This window comes from Sphingopyxis sp., from assembly GCF_050725615.1.
Lineage (GTDB): Bacteria > Pseudomonadota > Alphaproteobacteria > Sphingomonadales > Sphingomonadaceae > Sphingopyxis.
The window spans coordinates 1-18,748 of sequence record NZ_JBOHHU010000084.1 but is presented as its reverse complement, the minus strand read 5'-3'; the positions used below and the strand labels follow the sequence as shown (position 1 = coordinate 18,748).

Genomic DNA, 18,748 nt, shown 5'->3' with positions numbered 1-18,748 from the left:
CGCCGGGGCTTTTTGTTTGGGCCGGGCTCGGCAGAGCGGCGCGCGTCAGTCTTCGGACGCGGTGCCGTCCGCCTTGTCGGCGGCGATATCCTCGAACCAGGCTTCGACTTCGCCCGACAGCTTGATCGTCATCGGCTGGCCGAACCGGTCCTTCGACTTGCCCGCCGCGACGCGGATCCAGCCTTCGGAGATCGAATATTCCTCGACGTCGGTGCGCTCCTTGCCCTTGAAGCGGATGCCGATGCCGCGCTGCAGCACCTCCATGTCGAAATGGGGCGAGCGCGGGTTGGTCGACATATGGTCGGGGGGCGTATCGGTCATGCTGAAATCTCCAGAGAATTGCCCGCGCGGCTAGGGCAGGCGGCGCCGCAAATCAAGCGTCGTCGCTCTTGCGCTCGGCCTGTCTCCCGGCAATAAGGCGCACGGGTCGCGTGTCGGGATTGATGACCATGACGATACGCCGGGCAGGTCTTGCCCTTTCTGCGGCGCTGCTGGCGACCGCTATCTCGCCTGCCTTCGCCGCCGCAACACCCCCCTGCCCGCCCGATGCCGGCGGCCCGTGCGACCAGGCTGCGGCGAATCTCGTGCGCGAAGCGGTCGACCGTTTCGAGACGCTCGACAGCGAGGAGCAGGTACAGGCCGCGCTGGGGGTGATCGACCTGGTCGCCCAATATCGCAGCCGGATGTCGGAAAAGGCGCTCTCCAACGTCGAAACGTCGCTCTGGATCTATTTTCGCAGCGACCGCACTCCGGGCGACCCCGAATATCAACGGCTGACGAACAAAATGCGCGACTATGCCGCGCGCGCCGCTGCGGCGAAGGACGTCGATGGCGAGCTCTATTTCCTCGACCTGATGAGCCTCGGCCTGGCTTCCGATCAGCGGCTGGGTCATGCCCGCCTGCTGCACCGCCGCGCCGCCGAATATGGCAAGCTGGCGAGCAGCGTCGGCTTCAGTGCGCGCGTGTCGCTCGAAATCTACGGCCGCGAGTTGCTCGAGCAGGGGCGCTATGCCGAAGTCGCGCGCGCGCTCGACGACACCTTCGCCGAGCTGGAAGCGGCGGGAATGCCGAACGACAACTGGCACCTGCAGCTGCGCTATGCCGAGGCGCTGACGCTGGTTCGCCGCGACGCCGAATCCGACCGCGCCTTCGACGCCTTGCTCGCGATGATGCAGGACCCCGCCTATAACGACGCCCAGCGCCAGTTCCTCAACAACCAGATCAGCTATTACCGCAACATCGCCGGCCGCTTCGCGGCGGCCGAAGGGCCCGGCCGGATCGCAATGACCGAAAGCGAACGCCTCGACGGACGCAAGGACATCGGCACCCAGAAGTCACGCTATAACTTTGCGCTCGCGCTGCTCGGTCAGGGCAAGGCCGACGAGGCGCTGCCCTATTTCGAGGAAGCGCTGCCGTTGCAGCTCGCGGTCGAGCGCGGCGACAACTGGTACGACGCCAAGACCGACACCATCATCCTGCTCACCACCCTCGCGCGCGCCCGCGCGCAGGTGAAGGGCCGCGAGGGCGACGCACTGGCCGCCGCGATCGACGCCGCCGACCGGCTGCGCGCGCGGCGCGATGCCGGGGTCCGCAGCAACGACGCCAACCCCGCCGTCGCCGCACTGGCCAAGGCGATCGCGCGCGGCACCCGCCGCAATCCGCAATCGGGCGCCTTTGACATGGTGATGTTCGCCGGTTGGGCCGCGCGCGGGGGCAAGGCCGATGCGCTGAACCCCGCCTTCCTCGCCGCACAGGACCTGACGCTGACCGACGCCGGCGACGCGATCAACGAGGCGGCGGCGCGGAGCCTGGCCGGGACCGGGCCGCTCGGCGACCTGGTGCGCCAGCGGCAGGACACCGCGCAGGCAGTAATGTCGCTCAACCAGCGCTATCGCGACCAGTCGCTCGGCAAGGACGAGGCGAAAGCGGCGGCGCTGCGTAGCGAACTCGACGCCGCCGCCGCGCGGCTTGCCCCGCTCGACGCCCGGATCGCGGCCGAATTTCCCGACTATGCGACGCTCGTCACGCCGAAGGCGATCGACGTCGCGGCGGTGCAGGCGCTGCTCGAGCCCGACGAGGCGATGCTGATGTTGCTGCCGTCGGAGGGGCATCATTATGCCTTCGCCATCTCGAAACAGGCCGCGACATGGAACCGCGTCGACGATGGCGCCGCGCCGATCGCCGCCGATGTCGCGCGGCTGAAATGCCGGATCGACGAGAACACCTGCTCGCTTCCCGACTATGACGCCTTGCTCGCCGCCGAGAGCAAGGGCGAGGCGAGCCCGATCGACCAGCGCTATCCGCGTTACGATCGCGCCGCCGCCTACCGCCTCTACCAGCGGCTTATCGCCCCCGTGGCGGCGGCGCTGCCCGAGGGCGGCCGCGTCTATACCTTCGCGAGCGGGCCGATCGCCGGACTGCCGCTCGCCGCGCTCGTCGCCAGCGCACCCAAGGGCGACGCCGAAAGCGGTGCCGAAGCCGACCTCGCCGCCACCGACTGGCTCGCCCGGCATTACCGCTTCATCACCCTGCCCTCGGTCAGCGCCCTCGCCCTCGCCACGCGCGAAAGCGCCGCGCTTCCGACCTCGCACCGCCCCGATCTGGTCGCCTATGGCGCGCCGACGCTGGTCGGCAATGGCAAGGCGGGGGCGCGCGGCGGCGAAGGCGGTTTGCGGCGGCGCGGCGGCGTCGGCGTGCGCGGCGGCGGGCTGACGCTCGCCAGCGGCGACAAGACGATGGCGTCGGTCGACAAGCTCCGCCGCCTCGACCCGCTGCCCGGCACGGTCACCGAACTCACCCGGCTGTCGGCCGCGATCGCGCGCGGCAGCGGGGTCCGGCTCGGCCGCGAGGCGACCGAAACTGCGGTCAAGGCCGACAAGGAATTGCCGCGCGCGATTGTGGTGGTGTTCGCGACCCATGGTCTGCTGCCGGGCGAGATGGGCACCGGGTCCGAACCCGGCCTCGTCCTCACCCCGCCGGGCAAGGCGAGCGCGACCGATGACGGCCTGCTCACCGCGAGCGAGGCGGCGGCGCTGTCGCTGTCGGCGCGCTGGGTCGTGCTGTCGGCGTGCAACACCGCGACCCCGGGGGTCGAAGCGGGGGCGAGCGGCGAATCGCTGTCGAGCCTCGCGCGCAGCTTCCTCTATGCCGGCGCGGGCAATCTGCTCGCGAGCCACTGGCGTGTCGCGGACGATGCGACGGCGGCGCTGACCGTCGAGGCGCTGGGGAACAAGGATGCCACCCCGGCGACCGCGCTGGCGATGGCGATGGAAGCGGTGCGCACCGGCAAGCGCGCCGATGGATCGGCCGTCGAGAGCTGGCAGCCGCATTGGGCGCACCCGGCCAGCTGGGCGCCCTTCACCCTGGTAACCAACCGCGACCGCTAGGCAGATCGACGCCGCGCATGCGGTGCAATGACGCGGCAAGCCGTTCGGCGGCGGGATAGAGATCGGCTTCCTCGCGCTCGATCCGCATCCCGATCGCGTCGAGCACCGCTTCGGTTTCGCGGCAGAAGCCCGGCCAGTCGCCGGCCACCCGCGCCTCGGTCCAGCGCGTGTCATACGCGACGAAATCCTCGGCCAGATGTCCCATCTCGCCGACAAATTCGCGCGCCAGCCGCGTCAGTTCGGCGTCGCCGCTGGCCTTGAGCCGCGGATACAGCACCCAATCCTCGCATTTCAGATGGCGCACCAGCGTGTCGCGAAACATGCCGCGCACCGACGCAAGCTCGGTCGGACGCGGTGGCCGGGGCGCGGCGACGATATCCATCAGGAAATGCGAGAGGGTGGCCAGCGCGGCATGCTCGGCGCGCAGCCGCCGCATTTCCTGGACCATATGCATAGGGCCACCCCATATCGAGCGGTCCCTCACACCCTGTCCTAGGGCGTGCCCGTGAAAAGAGGGTTAATCGGGGGTTGCCGAGCGCTTCGGCCAGATCACCCGGCCTCTCGCGACTGACCGACACGTCGCGTTGCCACTCCGCATTGTCCGGTTCGCCCAACGCCAGAGCCGCGCGTATAGCCGGCCGGCGGGGTTCTAGCCGGCATTTCCACGGCGGCTTTTCATCAGGGGCTGGATACGCGTGCCGAACGCCTCCACCCCCGCGACGAAGTCGTCGAAGGTAAGGAGCACCCCGCCCGTGTTCGGCACCTCGGCCATTTCGTCGAGCATGTGCGCGACATTTTCATAGCTGCCGACCAGCGTCCCCATGTTGATGTTCACGGCGCCCTCGGGCGCGGCGAGCTGGCGGACGTTGGTGGTGCTGTTGTGTTTGTCGGCGGCGCCCTGATCCATCAGCCACGAGATCGCCGCGACGTCGACCCCGTCGTTGTACGACTTCCACTTCGCGTGCGCTTCTTCGTCGGTCTCGGCGGCGATGATCATCACCAGCACGAACACCGACACGTCGCGCCCGGTCTTCGCGGTCGCGGCGGCGAGCCGTTCGTTGTTGAAGGCGAAGGCGGTCGGGGTGTTCACCCCCTTGCCGAGGCAGAAGGCATAGTCCGCCCATTGCGCCGAAAAGGCGAGCCCCTCGTCCGACGAGCCCGCGCAGATGATCTTCATATCGCCTTGCGGAGTGGGCCGGACGAGGCAATCGTCCATCTGGTAGTATGTGCCCTTGAAGTCGCTGCGCCCCGTTTCCCACAATTCGCGCAGGATGTGCGCATATTCATCGAGCATCTGGTAGCGGTTGCGGAAATGCTCGTCGCCCGGCCACAGCCCCATCTGGCTGTACTCGGGACGCTGCCACCCGGTGATCAGGTTCAATCCGAAACGCCCGTGGCTGATGCTGTCGATCGTGTTGCACATGCGCGCCGCGAAAGCGGGCGGGATGACGAGCGTCGGGCAGGTCGCGTAAATCTTGATCTTCTCGGTCACGGCGGCGAGCCCCGCCATCAGCGTGAAGCTTTCCAGCCCATATTCCCAGAATTCGGTCTTGCCGCCGAAGCCACGCAGCTTGATCATCGACAGCAGAAAATCGAGCCCGTGCTTTTCGGCGCTTTGGGCGATCTGTTTGTTGAGATCGAAGCTCGGCATATATTGCGGCGCGTTCTCCGAAATCAGCCAGCCATTGTTGTTGATGGGGACAAAGACGCCGACTTGCATGGCTTAGCTCCTGAGGAAATCGAGGACGACGCGGTTGAAAGTGTCGGGATCGGTGACGTTGCAGGCGTGGCCGCCCCAATCCATCACGACGAGCTGGCCGTTGGGAAGGCGCTCGGCCAGCCGCCGCGAACAAAGCGACGGGACCAGCATGTCGTCGGCGGCGGCGAGCACCAGGGTCGGCGCGTCGATATTCTGACAGAGGTCGTCGATGTCCCATCGCCGAAGCGCGGCAATGCGCCGCTCCATGACCTCAACGCCCGGAAAATGATCGACCATGGCGGCGGCCTCTCCGTCCAGCCGAGCGCTGTGTCGCGAACTCCAGTCGGCGGGATAGAGGAAAATCGGCTGCGCGCTGACATAGGCTCTCGGCCCCTCGCTCCGTAGCAAGGCGAGCCGGGCGTCGAAGCAGCGGGAAAAATGCGGATCAGGCTTGGCCCAGCCGTTGATCGCCACCAGCTTGCGCACGCGCTCGGGCCATTCGAGTGCCAGCGACAATCCGATCATGGCGCCCGCCGCGTGACCCATGAAATGGGCGCTGACGATACCGAGACCGTCCATCAGCTCCTTGATGTCGAAGGTCATACCCTCGTCGCGGACATGGCTTTGCGGCAGCGCGCGATCGCTGCGTCCCGTACCGCGATGATCGTAAATCAGGACGCGGTATTGCGCGGCCAGCGCATCGAGATTGGGCTGCCAATAAGTTCCCGATCCACCGAGGCCCGCGGACAGGATCAGCGGCGGCGCCTCCTTGTCGCCGTGCCACTCATAATAGAGGCCATTTTTCTCGGGCATCAGCCGATATGCGCCACCGAGGCAATCTCGACCAGGCAGTCCGCCTTCACCAGCTCGGCCTTGATGCAATAGCGCGCGGGCTTCGCGCCCGGGAAATATTCGGCATAGACGGCATTGAACGCCGCATAATCGGCGAAATCCTTGAGGAAGATATGGTTCATCGCCACGTCCTCGAGGGTCGCCCCTGCGGCTTCGAGCGTGATCTTGATGACGTCCAGCACATGCCGCGTCTGCGCCGCCGCGTCGCCGATATGCAACACCACGCCGCCCTCGCCGAGCGCCAGCACGCCCGACACATAGACGGTGTTGCCGGCCTTCGCGCCCGCCGAGTAGGGCGCGATCGGGGTCGGGAATTGCGGCGGGTTGATCGGTTCGAAAGCCATGGTCACTCCTCTTGCGGCCGCTGGCCGACGCTGCCGCAGAAATCGGCGACATTGCTCACCCAGCCAAAGAATTTCTCGACATTATAGACAGTCGCGTCGCGCACATAATCGGGGCCGAGATGGTGGGTCGCATCCTCCAGCATCACCGAAAAATATTCGAGGTGAAAGGCGTCGCGCAACGTCGATTCGACGCAGACATTGCTCGCGATGCCGACGAAGACGATCGTGCGGATGCCGCGCGACCGCAAGGTGCTGTCGAGCTGTGAGTTGAAGAAGGCCGAATAGCGCGTCTTGTGCAGGCGGATGTCGCCCGGTTGCGGCGCCAGCGCCTCGACCAGCTCATAATCCCAGCCGCCGCGCGCCAGCAATTGCCCGGCCAATTCGGGTCGCGCGCGCATCGTCTTCAGCGCGTTCGACTTGTGCCAGTTGGGCGACCCTGGGCCGCCGGCCTCGACATAATCGGCGTCCCAGCCGTTCTGCAGATAGACGATCGGCATTCCCGCGCCCCGCGCGATATCGAGCACCTGCGCGATCCGCCCGATCACCCCCGCCGCGCCCGATATGTCGAAGCCCGCGAGGTCGACATAGCCGCCCGGCGACGCATAGGCATTCTGCATGTCGATCACGACGACGGCGGTGGCGTGCGGGTCGACGATCAGCGGCTCGGGCCGCGCGGGCAAAATGACCTTTGCCCCGCCGCCGGGTGCCGTATCGACCGCAATCGCCATGGAGCCTCCTTCCCGCGAAGGCGGCAGCTTCCCCGAAAGCGGCGGGCGATGCAAGCCGCCATGCTGCGGCGCAGCAGCGCCGCGCGCCCCAAAGCAAAACCGGCGGCCTTTGGGGCCGCCGGTCTGAACTTTACGCCATTTCTTTCTTGCGCGACGCCTTCTTGCGCTCGTGCGGGTCGAGCAGCGCCTTGCGGATGCGGATATTCTTCGGGGTCACCTCGACCATCTCATCGTCGTCGATATAGGCGATCGCCTGTTCGAGCGTCATCCGCTTCGGCGGGGTCAGGCGGATCGCGTCGTCCTTGCCGGTCGAGCGGAAGTTCGTCAGCTGCTTCGACTTCATCGGGTTGACCTCGAGGTCGTCGGGCTTGGCATTCTCGCCGATGATCATGCCCTCATAGAGCGCCTCGCCGGGCGAGACGAAGAGGATGCCGCGATCTTCGAGCGGGCCGAGCGCATAAGCGACGGCTTCGCCATTGCCGTTCGAGATCAGCACGCCGTTCTGGCGGCCGGCGATATTGCCCTTGTAGGGGCCATATTTCTCGAACAGCCGGTTCATAATGCCGGTGCCGCGCGTGTCGGACAGGAATTCGCCATGATAGCCGATCAGGCCGCGCGACGGGCCCGAGAAGGTGATGCGGGTCTTGCCGCCACCCGACGGGCGCATGTCGGTGAGATCGGCTTTGCGGACCTGCATCTTCTCGACCACCGTGCCCGAATGCTCGTCGTCGACGTCGATGACGACGGTTTCATAGGGTTCGGTGCGCTTGCCGGCCTCGTCCTCGCCATAGAGAACCTTCGGGCGGCTGATGCCGAGTTCGAAGCCCTCGCGGCGCATCGTTTCGATCAGCACGCCGAGCTGAAGCTCGCCGCGGCCCGCGACTTCGAAGCTGTCCTTGTCGGCACTTTCGGTGATGCGGATCGCGACATTGGTCTCGGCTTCGCGGAACAGGCGGTCGCGGATCATGCGGCTCGTGACCTTGCTGCCCTCGCGGCCCGCCATCGGCGAATCATTGACCGCAAAGCGCATCGACAGCGTCGGCGGATCGATCGGCTGCGCGGCGATCGGCTCGCTGACGCTGGTGTCGGCGATCGTGTTGGCGACGGTCGCCTGCGCGAGGCCCGCGATCGCGACGATGTCGCCCGCGCGCGCTTCCTCGACGGGAACGCGCTCGAGCCCGCGGAAGGCGAGCAGCTTCGACGCGCGGCCGGTCTCGATCACCTTGCCGTCCATATCGAGCGCATGGATCGGCTGGTTGACCTTGACCGTGCCCGACTGGACGCGGCCGGTCAGGATGCGGCCGATGAAATTGTCGCGGTCGAGCAAAGTCGCGAGGAAGGTGAAGGGCGCGTCTTCGGGCAGACCCGGGGTCGGGACGTGCGACACGATCGTCTTGAACAAGGGCTCGAGCGTGCCGTCGCGCGCGTCGGGGCTTTCCGAGGCATAGCCGCCGCGGCCCGAGGCGTAGAGGATCGGGAAGTCGAGCTGTTCGTCATTGGCTTCGAGCGTCAGGAACAGTTCGAACACCTCGTCGAGCACTTCGGCGGCGCGCGCGTCGCTGCGGTCGATCTTGTTGACGACGACGATCGGCTTGAGGCCGAGGGCAAGCGCCTTGCCGGTCACGAACTTGGTCTGCGGCATCGGGCCTTCGGCGGCGTCGACGAGCAGGATGACGCCGTCGACCATCGACAGGATACGCTCGACCTCGCCGCCGAAGTCGGCGTGGCCGGGGGTGTCGACGATGTTGATGCGCGTCAGGTCGGCGCCTTCACCCCATTCGACGCTGGTGCATTTCGCGAGGATGGTGATCCCGCGCTCTTTCTCCAGATCGTTCGAATCCATCGCGCGTTCTTCGACGCGCTGGTTGTCGCGGAAGGTGCCCGACTGGCGGAACAGCTGGTCGACGAGGGTGGTCTTGCCATGATCGACGTGCGCGATGATGGCGATGTTGCGCAAAGACATGCGGGAAGGCCTTGATTGTGAGGGGGCGGCACCGGACTGCCGCGATCGGCGCGCGCCTAGCAGAAGCGTTGTTGCAGCGCAACGAAATTGCCGAAGTTGGCGAAGGTGCCGCGTAGCGCGGGGTCACGTCAAGGAAGTTTCAATAATTATTGAAACTTCAGAAATTCGCGCTATACGAGTCGCGTGGACCCCTCCTCCGCCCCCGACTCTCCATCGCCGCCGTTTCGGCTCTCCCCGCTAGCGCAGGCGTTTGTCCTGCATTTCGGCGAGATGGGGAGCCGCTGGGGGATCAACCGCACCGTCGGACAGATTTATGCGATGCTGTTCCTCGCCGACGGCGCGCGCCACGCCGAGGAGATCAGCGAGGCGCTGGGGCTGTCGCGCGGCAGCGTGTCGATGGGGCTGAAAGAGCTCGCAAGTTGGCGGCTGGTGCAATTGAAGCACCTGCCCGGCGACCGGCGCGATTATTATGCGACGCCGCGCGATGTATGGGCGATCTTCCGCACTTTGGTCGAAGAGCGCAAGAAGCGCGAGATCGACCCGACGCTGACGACGCTGCGCGCGCTGTTGATGGAGCCCGCGACCGACCCCGCCGACCGCTTCGCGCAGGAACGGATCGCGGCGATGCACGAACAGATCGAGCTGCTCACCGACTGGTATGCCGAAATGGAGCGGCTCGACACCGAGCGGCTGCTGCAGCTTTTGCGGCTCGGCGAACGCGTGGTAAAAGCGCTCGAGTTCAAGGACCGCATGCTTGGCCGCGGGAAGGGTGTCTCGACTTCGCTCGACACAAACGGGGGGTAGCAGACGACGATGGACGCACTTGACCCGTTGATCCTGGCGCGAATCCAGTTCGCGACCAACATCAGCTTCCACATCCTGTTCCCGACGATCACCATCTCGCTCGGCTGGGCGCTGCTCGGCTTCAAGCTTGCGTACAACCGCACGAAAGATGCGGCCTGGATGGACGCCTACCGCCTGTGGGTGAAAATCTTCGCGCTGAGTTTCGCGATGGGGGTCGTGTCGGGCATCACAATGAGTTTCCAGTTCGGCACCAACTGGCCGGGCTATATGGAAAAGGTCGGCAATGTCGCCGGGCCGCTGCTCGCTTATGAGGTGCTGACGGCTTTTTTCCTCGAAGCGGTGTTCCTGGGGATCATGCTCTTCGGATTCAGCCGCGTGCCCAACTGGGTCCACACGATGGCGACCTGTCTGGTCGCGGGCGGCACGACGCTGTCGGCGTTCTGGATCATCGCGCTCAACAGCTGGATGCAGACCCCGGTCGGTTACGAGATCCGCGACGGTGTCGTCCATGCGACCGACTGGTGGGCGATCGTCTTCAACCCGTCGATGCCGTACCGCCTGATGCACATGCTGCTCGCCTCGGCGCTCACCGTATCCTTTCTGATCGCGGGCATGTCGGCCTGGCGCTGGCTGCGCGACGGCGGCGGCGAAGGGGTGCGGCGCACGCTGAAAGCCGCCGTCTATGCCGCCGCGCTGCTGATCCCGGTGCAGATTTTCGTCGGCGACATGCACGGGCTCAACACGCTGGAGCATCAGCCGCAGAAGATCGCGGCGATGGAGGCCAATTGGGAAACGCGCAGCCATGTCCCGCTCGTGCTGTTCGCGATCCCCGACGAAAAGGCGCGCACCAACCATCTGGAGGTGGCGGTGCCGTCGGGCGCGAGCCTGATCCTGAAACATGAGGCAGCGGGCGTCGTGCCGGGGCTCAACGACTATGAAGGCAACCACCCGCCGGTCGCGCCCTTGTTCTGGGGCTTCCGGGTGATGGTCGGATTGGGCGTGCTGATGCTGACGATTTCGTGGTTCGGCGCGTGGACGCTGTGGCGGCGCGGGGTCGACAGATTGCCGCGCTGGTATGCGCGCGCGCTCGTCGCGATGACCTTCGCCGGCTGGGTCGCGACGCTCGCGGGCTGGTATGTCACCGAGATCGGGCGCCAGCCCTGGCTGGTCACCGGCGTGCTCAAGACCGCCGACGCGGTGGGCCCTGCCGGACCGGCGATGGTGGCGAGTTCGCTGACGCTGTATCTTGCGGTTTATGCCGTGCTGCTCGCCGCCTATGTCGCGGTGCTGTACCGGCTCGCGCGGCTCGGCAAGGCGGCGCCCGACGCCAAGCCGATGTTCCCGATCCCCGGCGCCGCCCCCGGCCCCGCCGCGCCGCTCGACGAGGGAGTGACCCCATGACGCCGTTCATCGACCCCTGGTGGCTGCCGGTGATCTTTGCGGGCCTGATGGGCCTGTCGATCCTGCTTTATGTGATCCTCGACGGTTACGATCTGGGCGTCGGCATGCTGACGCGGCTCGAAAGCGACACGAACCGCGACCTGATGGTCGCGTCGATCGGGCCGTTCTGGGACGCCAACGAAACCTGGCTGGTGCTCGGCATCGGGCTGTTGCTCGTCGCCTTTCCGGTCGCGCATGGTTTGATCCTGACCCAGCTGTATCTGCCGGTGGTGCTGATGCTGGTCGCGCTGATCCTGCGCGGGGTGAGCTTCGAGTTCCGCGCCAAGGCCGCGCCCGAGCAAAAGCATCGCTGGGACGCCGCCTTTTTCTATGGCTCTTTGCTCACCGCGCTGTGCCAGGGCTATATGCTCGGCGCCTATGTGCTGGGGTTCGACCAGAGCCTGTCGTCGGTGCTCTTCTGCCTGCTCGCCGCGCTCGGGCTGGTTGCGGGCTATCTGTTCGTCGGCGCGTGCTGGCTGGTCTACAAGGTCGAGGGCGATTTGCAGAAGCGCGCGGTGCGCTGGGCCGAGGTGACGCTGTGGCTGACCGCGCTGGCGATGGCGATCATCTCGATCGCGACGCCGCTGCTGTCGGAGCGCATCTTCGCGCGCTGGTTCCGCCTGCCCGAGATCATCGCGCTGCTGCCGATCCCGATCGCGGCGGCGACCTTGTTCGTCGGCCTCGCGATCTTCCTGCGCCGGCCCTTGCGCGAAAGGGACGAATTGTCGTGGGTGCCGCTGGCGACCGCGGGCATATTGTTCGCGCTGGGGTTCGTGGGGATCGCCTACAGCTTCTACCCCTATCTGATCGCCGACCGGCTCGACATCTGGCAGGCGGCGGCGTCCCCCGAATCGCTGAGCATCATCCTGATCGGGGCGCTGTTCGTGCTGCCGGTGATTTTGGGATATTCGATCCTGTCGCACTGGATTTTCAGGGGGAAGGCGACGCATTTGAGTTATGAGTGAGGGGCCAAATGTGCGGCGGCTTTTCGGGTGGAAAGCCGACGTTGGCGCAGACATATAGAGTCGATGGAAATCGAAGGCGTATCGCTTGAAGCCCTGAAGGCACTGCCAACCGAAGAGCTGGAGGAGTTGCTGGCTTTCGGCAGGCCAATCACATTTCGCATGGGGACGGCAACGGTTCTCGCCGAATTCAACAGGGACCGTGAAGAATTGGCGGTCAATCTCGCTCACATAGACGGCGGCGGCGAGGGCGTCGTGGCATCGCTGTGGAAGCTCATCGAGCGTTATGCCAAGGAGCGTGGGTACACGAGCATCGTTTGGAACGTCCATGCGCTTACCTGCGCAAACCCCAACCCACGGCTCCAACATTTCCTCCGCGATCGGGGTTTCGAGGAGGAGAACAGCAAAACTTATGGGCGAGTGCTGGTTTTGCGCCGGAAGCTTTAGCGACCGGTTGCTTGCTGATGTTGCGCCGGTGCAGTGCCGATAGGTCCGGCTTTTTTGTTTCGCGCAAAGGCGCAAAGGCACGAAGAGGTTGTGCTGGCCGCGAAGCGGCTTCTTCCTTCGATGATGCGGCGATGATGCAGCGATGAAGGGAAGGCGGCCTTGCGGTCGCGGGGCTGCTTCTTTGCGCCTTTGCGTGAGATATATGGCGCCGCTGATCGGGAGGCCGGGTCGAGTCCGGGGTGGCGCGTTTGAGTTAGTGTGAGGGGGCTTGGCGCGCCATGTCGCCGAAAGGTTTTGGGGAAAGTATTCTATGGATGGCATGGCTGCGCGAAAGATATTCGACGGTTTTTTGGTCGATATGGAAAAGACCGTCGGCCTACCCCTTGCCGTCATGGAGGACATGGTCGAACAAATCCCTGGTGGGTGGGTTTTTCGATATCAAGGCCGAGAATGGGTGAAATCGCGAGATATGTCCGACCTTTCGGACTTTCTTGTCGGCCACGGCCCGGTCGTTGTTCTCGACAATGGTGTGGTTTTGCAGGGCGGCTCGCTAGACCGCGACCCGAACGAAATCGTTCGCCGATACTTCGCGAATTTGGAATGACCTAAATCGGGCGCTTTCCGAGCGGCGCTGGGCAGTATCGATAGGTCGTTATTTCTATTTCACACAAAGGCGCAAAGACACGAAGAGGTTGTGCGGACCGCAAAGCGGCTTTTTCCTTCGATGCTGCAGCATGATGCGGCGATGAGGAGAATCCGACCTTGCGGTCGCCTGTCCGCTTCTTCGTGCCTTTGCGCCTTTGTGTGAAATCTGTTTCGCAGACGGTGAAGAAGCAGACCCCGGGTCAAGCCCGGGGTGACGATGGACGTTGTGTCGTCGAGCACGGCGATGACGTCGCGTGATAGTCGGCGCCCCAGCGGCGGTGGCCGGCGGTGTCGATGTGGAAGCGGGTGACCGTGTAGATGCCCATACCAACCTGCAAACGCGCGCCGGTGCGGGCGTGGAGGGGGCAGAGTTTGGCGATCAGCTGCTCGCGCGACAGGGGTTCGACGGGGGTCAGGTCGAGCGCGGCGAAGCTCAGGTGGCGGCTCGCGCTCGCGCCCTTGAAGCAGGCGTTGGCGATGGGGTCGCGGTAGCCTGAAACCACACGGGCGGGGCCGGTGACCGGCACCAGCTCATCGCGGATATAGCGCAGGGTCGGGACCATCGCGGGCCAGAGCTGGCGCGGCGGGACGGCGAAGGGTTGGGCCGCCTTGCACGTCCGCCAGCGCGCGTCGCTGCGCAAGATGTCGGCAAGCGGGAGGATGTCGGCGACGCCTTCCTTGCGAAAATAAGCCTCGATCGCGGTCACATCGTCCTTCGCGGCGCCGAGGCGCCAGGCGGCGAAGAGGTCGGCGTCGCGCTGCGGTGCGACCTGCGCGATCGGGGCGACCGCACGGGTGAGCAATAGCCAGATCGCCACGCCCGCGAGCCCGAGCAGCAGCGCGGCGACGAGCGCGCGCCTCACAGCATCGCGACCAGTCGCTCGACCTCCGCCGCCGCCTGCCGCGCGGCGCGGACGAGATTGGCCTGGAAATCGCCGCCGCTGGCATCATTGGCATCGTCGGTGACCGCCTTGATCGCGGCCCAGGGCTTGCCGAGACGCGCCGCGGCCTGCGCCACCGCGCCGACCTCCATATCGACGAGCGTCGCGCCGAGATGGACCTTCAGATCGGCGGCGGCGTCGGGACAGGCGACGAAGCTGTCGCCGCTGGCGATGCGCGCGTGGGGGAGGCCGAGGCCGGGGTCGGGCATCGCGGCGAAATGCGCCTCTCCGGCTTCGCCCATCGGCCAGTCGCCGGCGCGGTAGCGGCGGAACAAGCCGGGTTCGTTCGCGCCATAATCATGCTGCACCGCCTCGGCGAGCCAATAGGCCCGGCCGGGTTCGGCGCCGAGCGCGCCGCAGGTGCCCGACATGAGGAGGATGTCGGCGTCGGCCGCGAACAGCCCGGCGGCGAGCGCGGCGTTGACCTTGCCGAGCCCGCAGGTGGCGATGATGATGCTGTGGCCGTGGGCCGCGAGGCGGCGGACGGGGAAGGCCCCGGGAATCGGGGTGCTGATGCCGAGAAAGAGGGCATCAGCCTCTTCGGCGAGCGCGGCGAGGATGAGGAGGTTGGCCATGGGGCGTGTCTAACCCCGTTTCGGTTCGTGTCGAGCGAAGTCGGGACAGCTTTGCGCCGCGCCAATGTCCCTCGACGACGCTCGGGACGAACGGCGGGAGCGGAGCGTTCGGTTGGCTCAGCGCTGTAACCTTGTGCGGCGCGGCCGCGAACAAGGGGACTCAAACCCCCGCACCATCCCCCGCACCATCCAAGGACCCCGCCATGACCCGCAACATCATCCTCGCCGCCCTGATCGCCGCCGCGCCGCTGGGCGCGGGCATCGCGCATGTCGCGCCGGCCTTTGCCGCCGACAAGAGCGAGGTGGCGTTCGTGAAATTCACCCAGCCGGCGTTCGACGCGGCGCGCGCCAGGGGGCAGCGCATCCTGATCGACGTCCATGCGCCCTGGTGCCCGGTGTGCGCACGCCAGCAGCCGGGGATCGCCGCCGCGCAAAAGCTGCCCGCGAACCGGAATGTCGTGGTGTTCCGGATCGATTTCGACAGCCAGAAGGATGTTCAGCGCCCGCTCGGCGTCACCCGTCAGTCGACGCTGATCGCGTATAAGGGCAAGACCGAGACCGGCCGCCTGCTCGGCGAAACCGACCCCGCGAAGATCGCGCGGCTCGTCGCCTCGACGCGCTGAGCGGCGCGCCGGACCGCGATCATGGACCTGTCGACATGTTGCTGACGCTGGGCGCCGCGTTCCTCGCCGGGGTGCTGACGATCTTGTCGCCGTGCATCCTGCCGATCCTGCCGATCGTGCTGGGCGCGGCGAGCAGCGAGCATCGCTGGGGCCCGGCGGCGCTGGCGATCGGGCTCGCCACCGGTTTTGCCGCGCTGGGCCTGCTCATCGCGACCGTTGGTGTGTCGATCGGCATCGATCCGGCGGCGTTCCGCCATGTGTCGGCGTGGCTGCTCGTCGGTTTCGGCCTGATCCTGATCGTGCCGGCGGCGCAGCGGGCGATGACGCGGCTGCTGACGCCGATCGGCGATTGGGCGAACCGCCGCAGCCCGCACGGCCCGCGCCGCGGCGTCGGCGGCCAGTTCGGGCTCGGGCTGTTGCTCGGCGCGGTGTGGAGTCCGTGCGTCGGGCCGACGCTCGGCGCCGCGCTGTTGCTCGCGAGCCAGGGGCAGGAGCTGGCGCAGGCGGGCGCGGTGATGCTGCTGTTCGGCATCGGCATCGCGCTTCCCTTGCTCGCGATCGGTCTGCTCGGGCGGCAAGCGTTGCTGCGCGGGCGCGAGCGGCTGGGCAAGGCGTCGCACCGGGGCAAGCAATGGCTCGGTTTCGGACTGCTGCTCGCGGGCGGGCTGGTGCTCACCGGCCAGGACAAGACGATCGAGACCTGGTTTCTGCTCCACGGCCCGGCGTGGGCGAGCGACTGGTCGACGCGCCTCTGATCGGACCTTGCCAAGCCGGGGCGGCGCCGTCATCACGCGCCGATGCTCTCGCGCATCTTTCCCGACCGCTTCGTCCCGCTGCTGCTCGCGACGATCCTGCTCGCCAGCCTGCTGCCGGTGCGCGGCGCCGCCGTGCCCGTCGCGCAGGGGGTGTCGACGGCGGCGATCATCTTCCTCTTCTTCCTCAACGGCGTGCGGCTGCCGCGTGACGAGGTGCTGCACGGCATCCGCAACTGGAAGCTGCAGGGCGGCGCGCTGGCTTTCTGTTTCGGCATCATGGCATTGTTCGGGCTGGGGGCGCAGGCGGCGACTACGGCCTTCCTGCCCGCGACGCTCGCGCTCGGCTTTCTCTTCCTCGGCATTCTCCCTTCGACCGTCCAGTCGGCGACGGCGGCGAGCTCGATGGCGGGGGGCAATGTCGCGGCGAGCGTCGTCGCGGCGGCGCTGCTCAACCTGATCGGGGTCGCGGCCTCGCCCCTTCTGTTCGCCGCGCTCGCGGGGAGCGCGGGCGAGATCCATGGCGAGGCGGCGCTGCGCATCGTCGCGATATTGCTGCTGCCCTTCATCGCGGGGCAGTTGGTGCAGCGCTGGCTGCGGCCGTGGGTGATGGCGCACAAGGGGCTGGCGACCTTCATGGACCGCACGGCGATCGCCATCGCGGTCTATGTCGCCTTTTCGGCCGCCGTGGTCGCGGGGATCTGGCAATTGCTCGACGCGCGCGAGGTCGCCATCGTGTTCGGCGTTGTGGCGGTGTTTCTCGCGCTGGCGTTCGGCGGAGCCTGGGGGTTCGGGGCGCTGTTGAAGCTGGCGCGCGCCGACCGCATCACCCTGCTCTTTTCGGGCGCGCAGAAGAGCATCGCGGTCGGCGCGCCGCTCGCCGCGACGCTGTTTCCGCCTGCGGTCGCAGGCATGGTGCTGGTGCCGATCCTTGTCTATCATATGGCGCAGCTGATCCTGTCGGCCTGGCTCGCGCCGGTGCTGAACGGGTCGAATGAAGTGTGATGCTTGAATAACACAGTGCCGCATGCCATATAGGTGGGCGGCCCTTCACGAACTTGGGGGCCCGAAAGGAACAGGAATGAGCGAGCAGACCGCCACCGCGACAGCGACCGACGAACTGAAGCTGACCCCGCCCGATCCGGTGCCCGTGGTGTCGCCCGAAAAGGCCGCGGGCCTGGTGTCGCTGTCGACCGAGCAGAAGTCGAAGCTGGAAGAACGGGTCGACGGCTTTATCGACGACCTGGTCGCGCAGGACGAGAACAGCCCCGAATTCGGCCAGCGCATCGACCAGATCACCAATATGGGCCGCAAGGAAATGCTGGAGGCGGCGAACCAGTCGAACCGCTTCCTCGACCGGCCGATCAAGGCGATGGACCGCGACAGCGACATCGGCATGAACCTCATCGAACTGCGCAACACCGTCGAGCGGCTCGATCCGTCGGCGAACGGGAAACTGCTGTCGAAGCGCGGCATCCTCGACAAATTGTTCGGGAGCAGCGTCACCAATTATTTCGCCCAATATCGCAGCGCCCAGTCGCATATCAGCGGCGTGCTGACCGCCTTGTCGAACGGCAAGGACGAGCTGATCATGGACAATGCGGCGATCGACGTCGAGCGGCGCAAGCTGTGGGAGGCGATGGGCAAGCTGGAGCAGATGATCCATATCGCCCAGACGCTCGACGCGCGGCTCGAGGCCAAGGCCGAAGAACTCGACACCACCAACCCCGCCAAGGCCAAGGTGCTGCGCGAAAATGCGCTCTTCTATGCGCGGCAGCGGACGCAGGATTTGCTGACGCAAATGGCGGTGACGGTGCAGGGTTACCTCGCGCTCGACCTGGTGAAGAAGAATAATATCGAGCTGGTGAAGGGGGTCGACCGCGCCTCGACCACGACGGTCGGCGCGCTGAAGACCGCGATCACCGTCGCGCAGGCGATGACCAACCAGAAGCTCGTGCTCGAACAGATCACCGCGCTCAACACGACGACCGCGAACATCATCGACGGCACGTCGAAGATGCTGAAGGACAATACGGCGCGCATCCACGAACAGGCGGCGTCGAGCACGATCCCGATGGAGACGCTGACCCGCGCCTTCCAGAATATCTATGACACGATGGACGCGATCGACACCTTCAAGCTGAAGGCGCTCGACAGCATGAAGACCACTGTCCAGTCGCTCGAGGGCGAGGTCGCCAAGTCGAAGGGCTATATCGCGCGCGCCGAGGGTGCGAGCCAGGCGCAGGCGAGCGTCGGCGGGGCGGACAGCCCGCTCGCGTCGCTCGAAGCGTGAGCGGAGCGGCGATGACGATGAGCGAAGTAGACAAGGTCCGCGCGCTTGGCAGCGCCGCGATCGAGCGGTCGCGCGAACGCCGCCGCCCGATCGGGACCAAGAGCGTCGCGCTGCGCCGCCAGCATCTGTACAAGAAACTCGGCCGGATGCTCGTCGCCGCCGGCGTCGTGCTGCTCGGCGCGGCGGTGTTCGGGTTGCTGATCCAGCCGCTCGGCTTCGCCGGGCTGCTCGCGCTCACCGTGCTGCTGATCGGCGTTGCGGTGCTGTTCGGGCGCGCGCCCGTTCCCGAGCCGC

19 protein-coding genes and 1 pseudogene are annotated in these 18,748 nt (G+C 66.4%); 11 read left to right on the top strand and 9 right to left on the bottom strand.

Features of this window, described 5'->3' with window-relative positions:
• Nucleotides 1-45: 45 nt before the first annotated feature.
• Complete coding sequence (locus ACREB7_RS16760; RefSeq protein ID WP_431593417.1) at nucleotides 46-321, bottom strand: DUF3297 family protein; 276 nt, start codon at nucleotides 319-321, stop codon at nucleotides 46-48.
• Between the two features lie 128 nt (nucleotides 322-449).
• On the opposite strand from ACREB7_RS16760, the gene ACREB7_RS16755 reads away from it, so the two are divergent.
• Nucleotides 450-3,386, top strand: coding sequence for a CHAT domain-containing protein (locus ACREB7_RS16755; RefSeq protein ID WP_431593416.1), 2,937 nt, complete (start codon nucleotides 450-452; stop codon nucleotides 3,384-3,386).
• Here the strand turns inward: ACREB7_RS16755 and ACREB7_RS16750 are convergent.
• From ACREB7_RS16750 to typA, 6 genes are all read right to left on the bottom strand, one after another.
• Nucleotides 3,358-3,840 carry a hemerythrin domain-containing protein gene (locus ACREB7_RS16750; RefSeq protein WP_431593415.1) on the bottom strand — a complete coding sequence of 161 codons (483 nt, stop codon included), beginning with the start codon at nucleotides 3,838-3,840 and terminating at the stop codon, nucleotides 3,358-3,360. The genes ACREB7_RS16755 and ACREB7_RS16750 overlap by 29 nt on opposite strands.
• A gap of 195 nt (nucleotides 3,841-4,035) precedes the next feature.
• The gene (rutA, locus tag ACREB7_RS16745) at nucleotides 4,036-5,106 is read right to left on the bottom strand and encodes a pyrimidine utilization protein A (RefSeq protein ID WP_431593414.1); all 1,071 of its coding nucleotides are present in this window, start codon (nucleotides 5,104-5,106) and stop codon (nucleotides 4,036-4,038) included.
• A 3-nt stretch (nucleotides 5,107-5,109) separates the two neighbouring features.
• The gene (rutD, locus tag ACREB7_RS16740; RefSeq protein WP_431593413.1) at nucleotides 5,110-5,898 is read right to left on the bottom strand and encodes a pyrimidine utilization protein D; all 789 of its coding nucleotides are present in this window, start codon (nucleotides 5,896-5,898) and stop codon (nucleotides 5,110-5,112) included.
• Nucleotides 5,898-6,281, bottom strand: coding sequence for a pyrimidine utilization protein C (gene rutC, locus ACREB7_RS16735; protein WP_431593412.1), 384 nt, complete (start codon nucleotides 6,279-6,281; stop codon nucleotides 5,898-5,900). Before rutC ends, rutD begins: the two co-directional genes overlap by 1 nt.
• 2 nt (nucleotides 6,282-6,283) lie before the next feature.
• Nucleotides 6,284-7,009, bottom strand: a complete 726-nt coding sequence (gene rutB / locus ACREB7_RS16730; RefSeq protein WP_431593411.1) for a pyrimidine utilization protein B — start codon at nucleotides 7,007-7,009, stop codon at nucleotides 6,284-6,286.
• Nucleotides 7,010-7,139: 130 nt separating this feature from the next.
• Nucleotides 7,140-8,972, bottom strand: coding sequence for a translational GTPase TypA (gene typA / locus ACREB7_RS16725; protein ID WP_431593410.1), 1,833 nt, complete (start codon nucleotides 8,970-8,972; stop codon nucleotides 7,140-7,142).
• 183 nt (nucleotides 8,973-9,155) lie between these two features.
• Here typA and ACREB7_RS16720 point away from each other — a divergent pair, with 183 nt between their 5' ends.
• From ACREB7_RS16720 to ACREB7_RS16700, 5 genes are all read left to right on the top strand, one after another.
• Entirely contained in the window at nucleotides 9,156-9,776 is a 621-nt protein-coding gene (locus tag ACREB7_RS16720; protein WP_431593409.1) for a GbsR/MarR family transcriptional regulator, read from the top strand.
• A gap of 9 nt (nucleotides 9,777-9,785) precedes the next feature.
• Nucleotides 9,786-11,177: a cytochrome ubiquinol oxidase subunit I gene (locus ACREB7_RS16715; RefSeq protein ID WP_431593408.1), complete on the top strand. Its 1,392-nt coding sequence runs from the start codon at nucleotides 9,786-9,788 to the stop codon at nucleotides 11,175-11,177.
• Nucleotides 11,174-12,181, top strand: a complete 1,008-nt coding sequence (locus ACREB7_RS16710; RefSeq protein WP_431593407.1) for a cytochrome d ubiquinol oxidase subunit II — start codon at nucleotides 11,174-11,176, stop codon at nucleotides 12,179-12,181. Before ACREB7_RS16715 ends, ACREB7_RS16710 begins: the two co-directional genes overlap by 4 nt.
• Before the next feature lie 63 nt (nucleotides 12,182-12,244).
• Entirely contained in the window at nucleotides 12,245-12,625 is a 381-nt protein-coding gene (locus ACREB7_RS16705; protein ID WP_431593406.1) for a hypothetical protein, read from the top strand.
• Between the two features lie 268 nt (nucleotides 12,626-12,893).
• Nucleotides 12,894-13,229, top strand: coding sequence for a hypothetical protein (locus ACREB7_RS16700; protein ID WP_431593405.1), 336 nt, complete (start codon nucleotides 12,894-12,896; stop codon nucleotides 13,227-13,229).
• A gap of 241 nt (nucleotides 13,230-13,470) precedes the next feature.
• Here the strand turns inward: ACREB7_RS16700 and ACREB7_RS16695 are convergent, their stop codons facing one another.
• A complete protein-coding gene (locus ACREB7_RS16695; RefSeq protein WP_431593404.1) occupies nucleotides 13,471-14,133 on the bottom strand; it encodes a D-Ala-D-Ala carboxypeptidase family metallohydrolase in 663 nt (220 codons plus the stop codon).
• Nucleotides 14,130-14,786 (bottom strand): purine phosphorylase, encoded by a 657-nt coding sequence (locus ACREB7_RS16690; protein ID WP_431593403.1) that lies wholly within the window; start codon nucleotides 14,784-14,786, stop codon nucleotides 14,130-14,132. Before ACREB7_RS16690 ends, ACREB7_RS16695 begins: the two co-directional genes overlap by 4 nt.
• Before the next feature lie 203 nt (nucleotides 14,787-14,989).
• Here ACREB7_RS16690 and ACREB7_RS16685 point away from each other — a divergent pair, with 203 nt between their 5' ends.
• The 5 genes and pseudogenes from ACREB7_RS16685 to ACREB7_RS16665 all read left to right on the top strand — a co-directional run.
• Entirely contained in the window at nucleotides 14,990-15,409 is a 420-nt protein-coding gene (locus ACREB7_RS16685) for a thioredoxin family protein (RefSeq protein ID WP_431593402.1), read from the top strand.
• Between the two features lie 35 nt (nucleotides 15,410-15,444).
• Nucleotides 15,445-16,164, top strand: a complete 720-nt coding sequence (locus ACREB7_RS16680; RefSeq protein WP_431593401.1) for a cytochrome c biogenesis CcdA family protein — start codon at nucleotides 15,445-15,447, stop codon at nucleotides 16,162-16,164.
• Between the two features lie 42 nt (nucleotides 16,165-16,206).
• Nucleotides 16,207-17,166, top strand: coding sequence for a bile acid:sodium symporter family protein (locus ACREB7_RS16675; RefSeq protein WP_431593400.1), 960 nt, complete (start codon nucleotides 16,207-16,209; stop codon nucleotides 17,164-17,166).
• A 76-nt stretch (nucleotides 17,167-17,242) separates the two neighbouring features.
• Nucleotides 17,243-18,454, top strand: coding sequence for a toxic anion resistance protein (locus ACREB7_RS16670; protein WP_431593399.1), 1,212 nt, complete (start codon nucleotides 17,243-17,245; stop codon nucleotides 18,452-18,454).
• Between the two features lie 17 nt (nucleotides 18,455-18,471).
• Nucleotides 18,472-18,748: pseudogene (locus tag ACREB7_RS16665) on the top strand (hypothetical protein); the annotation flags it as partial.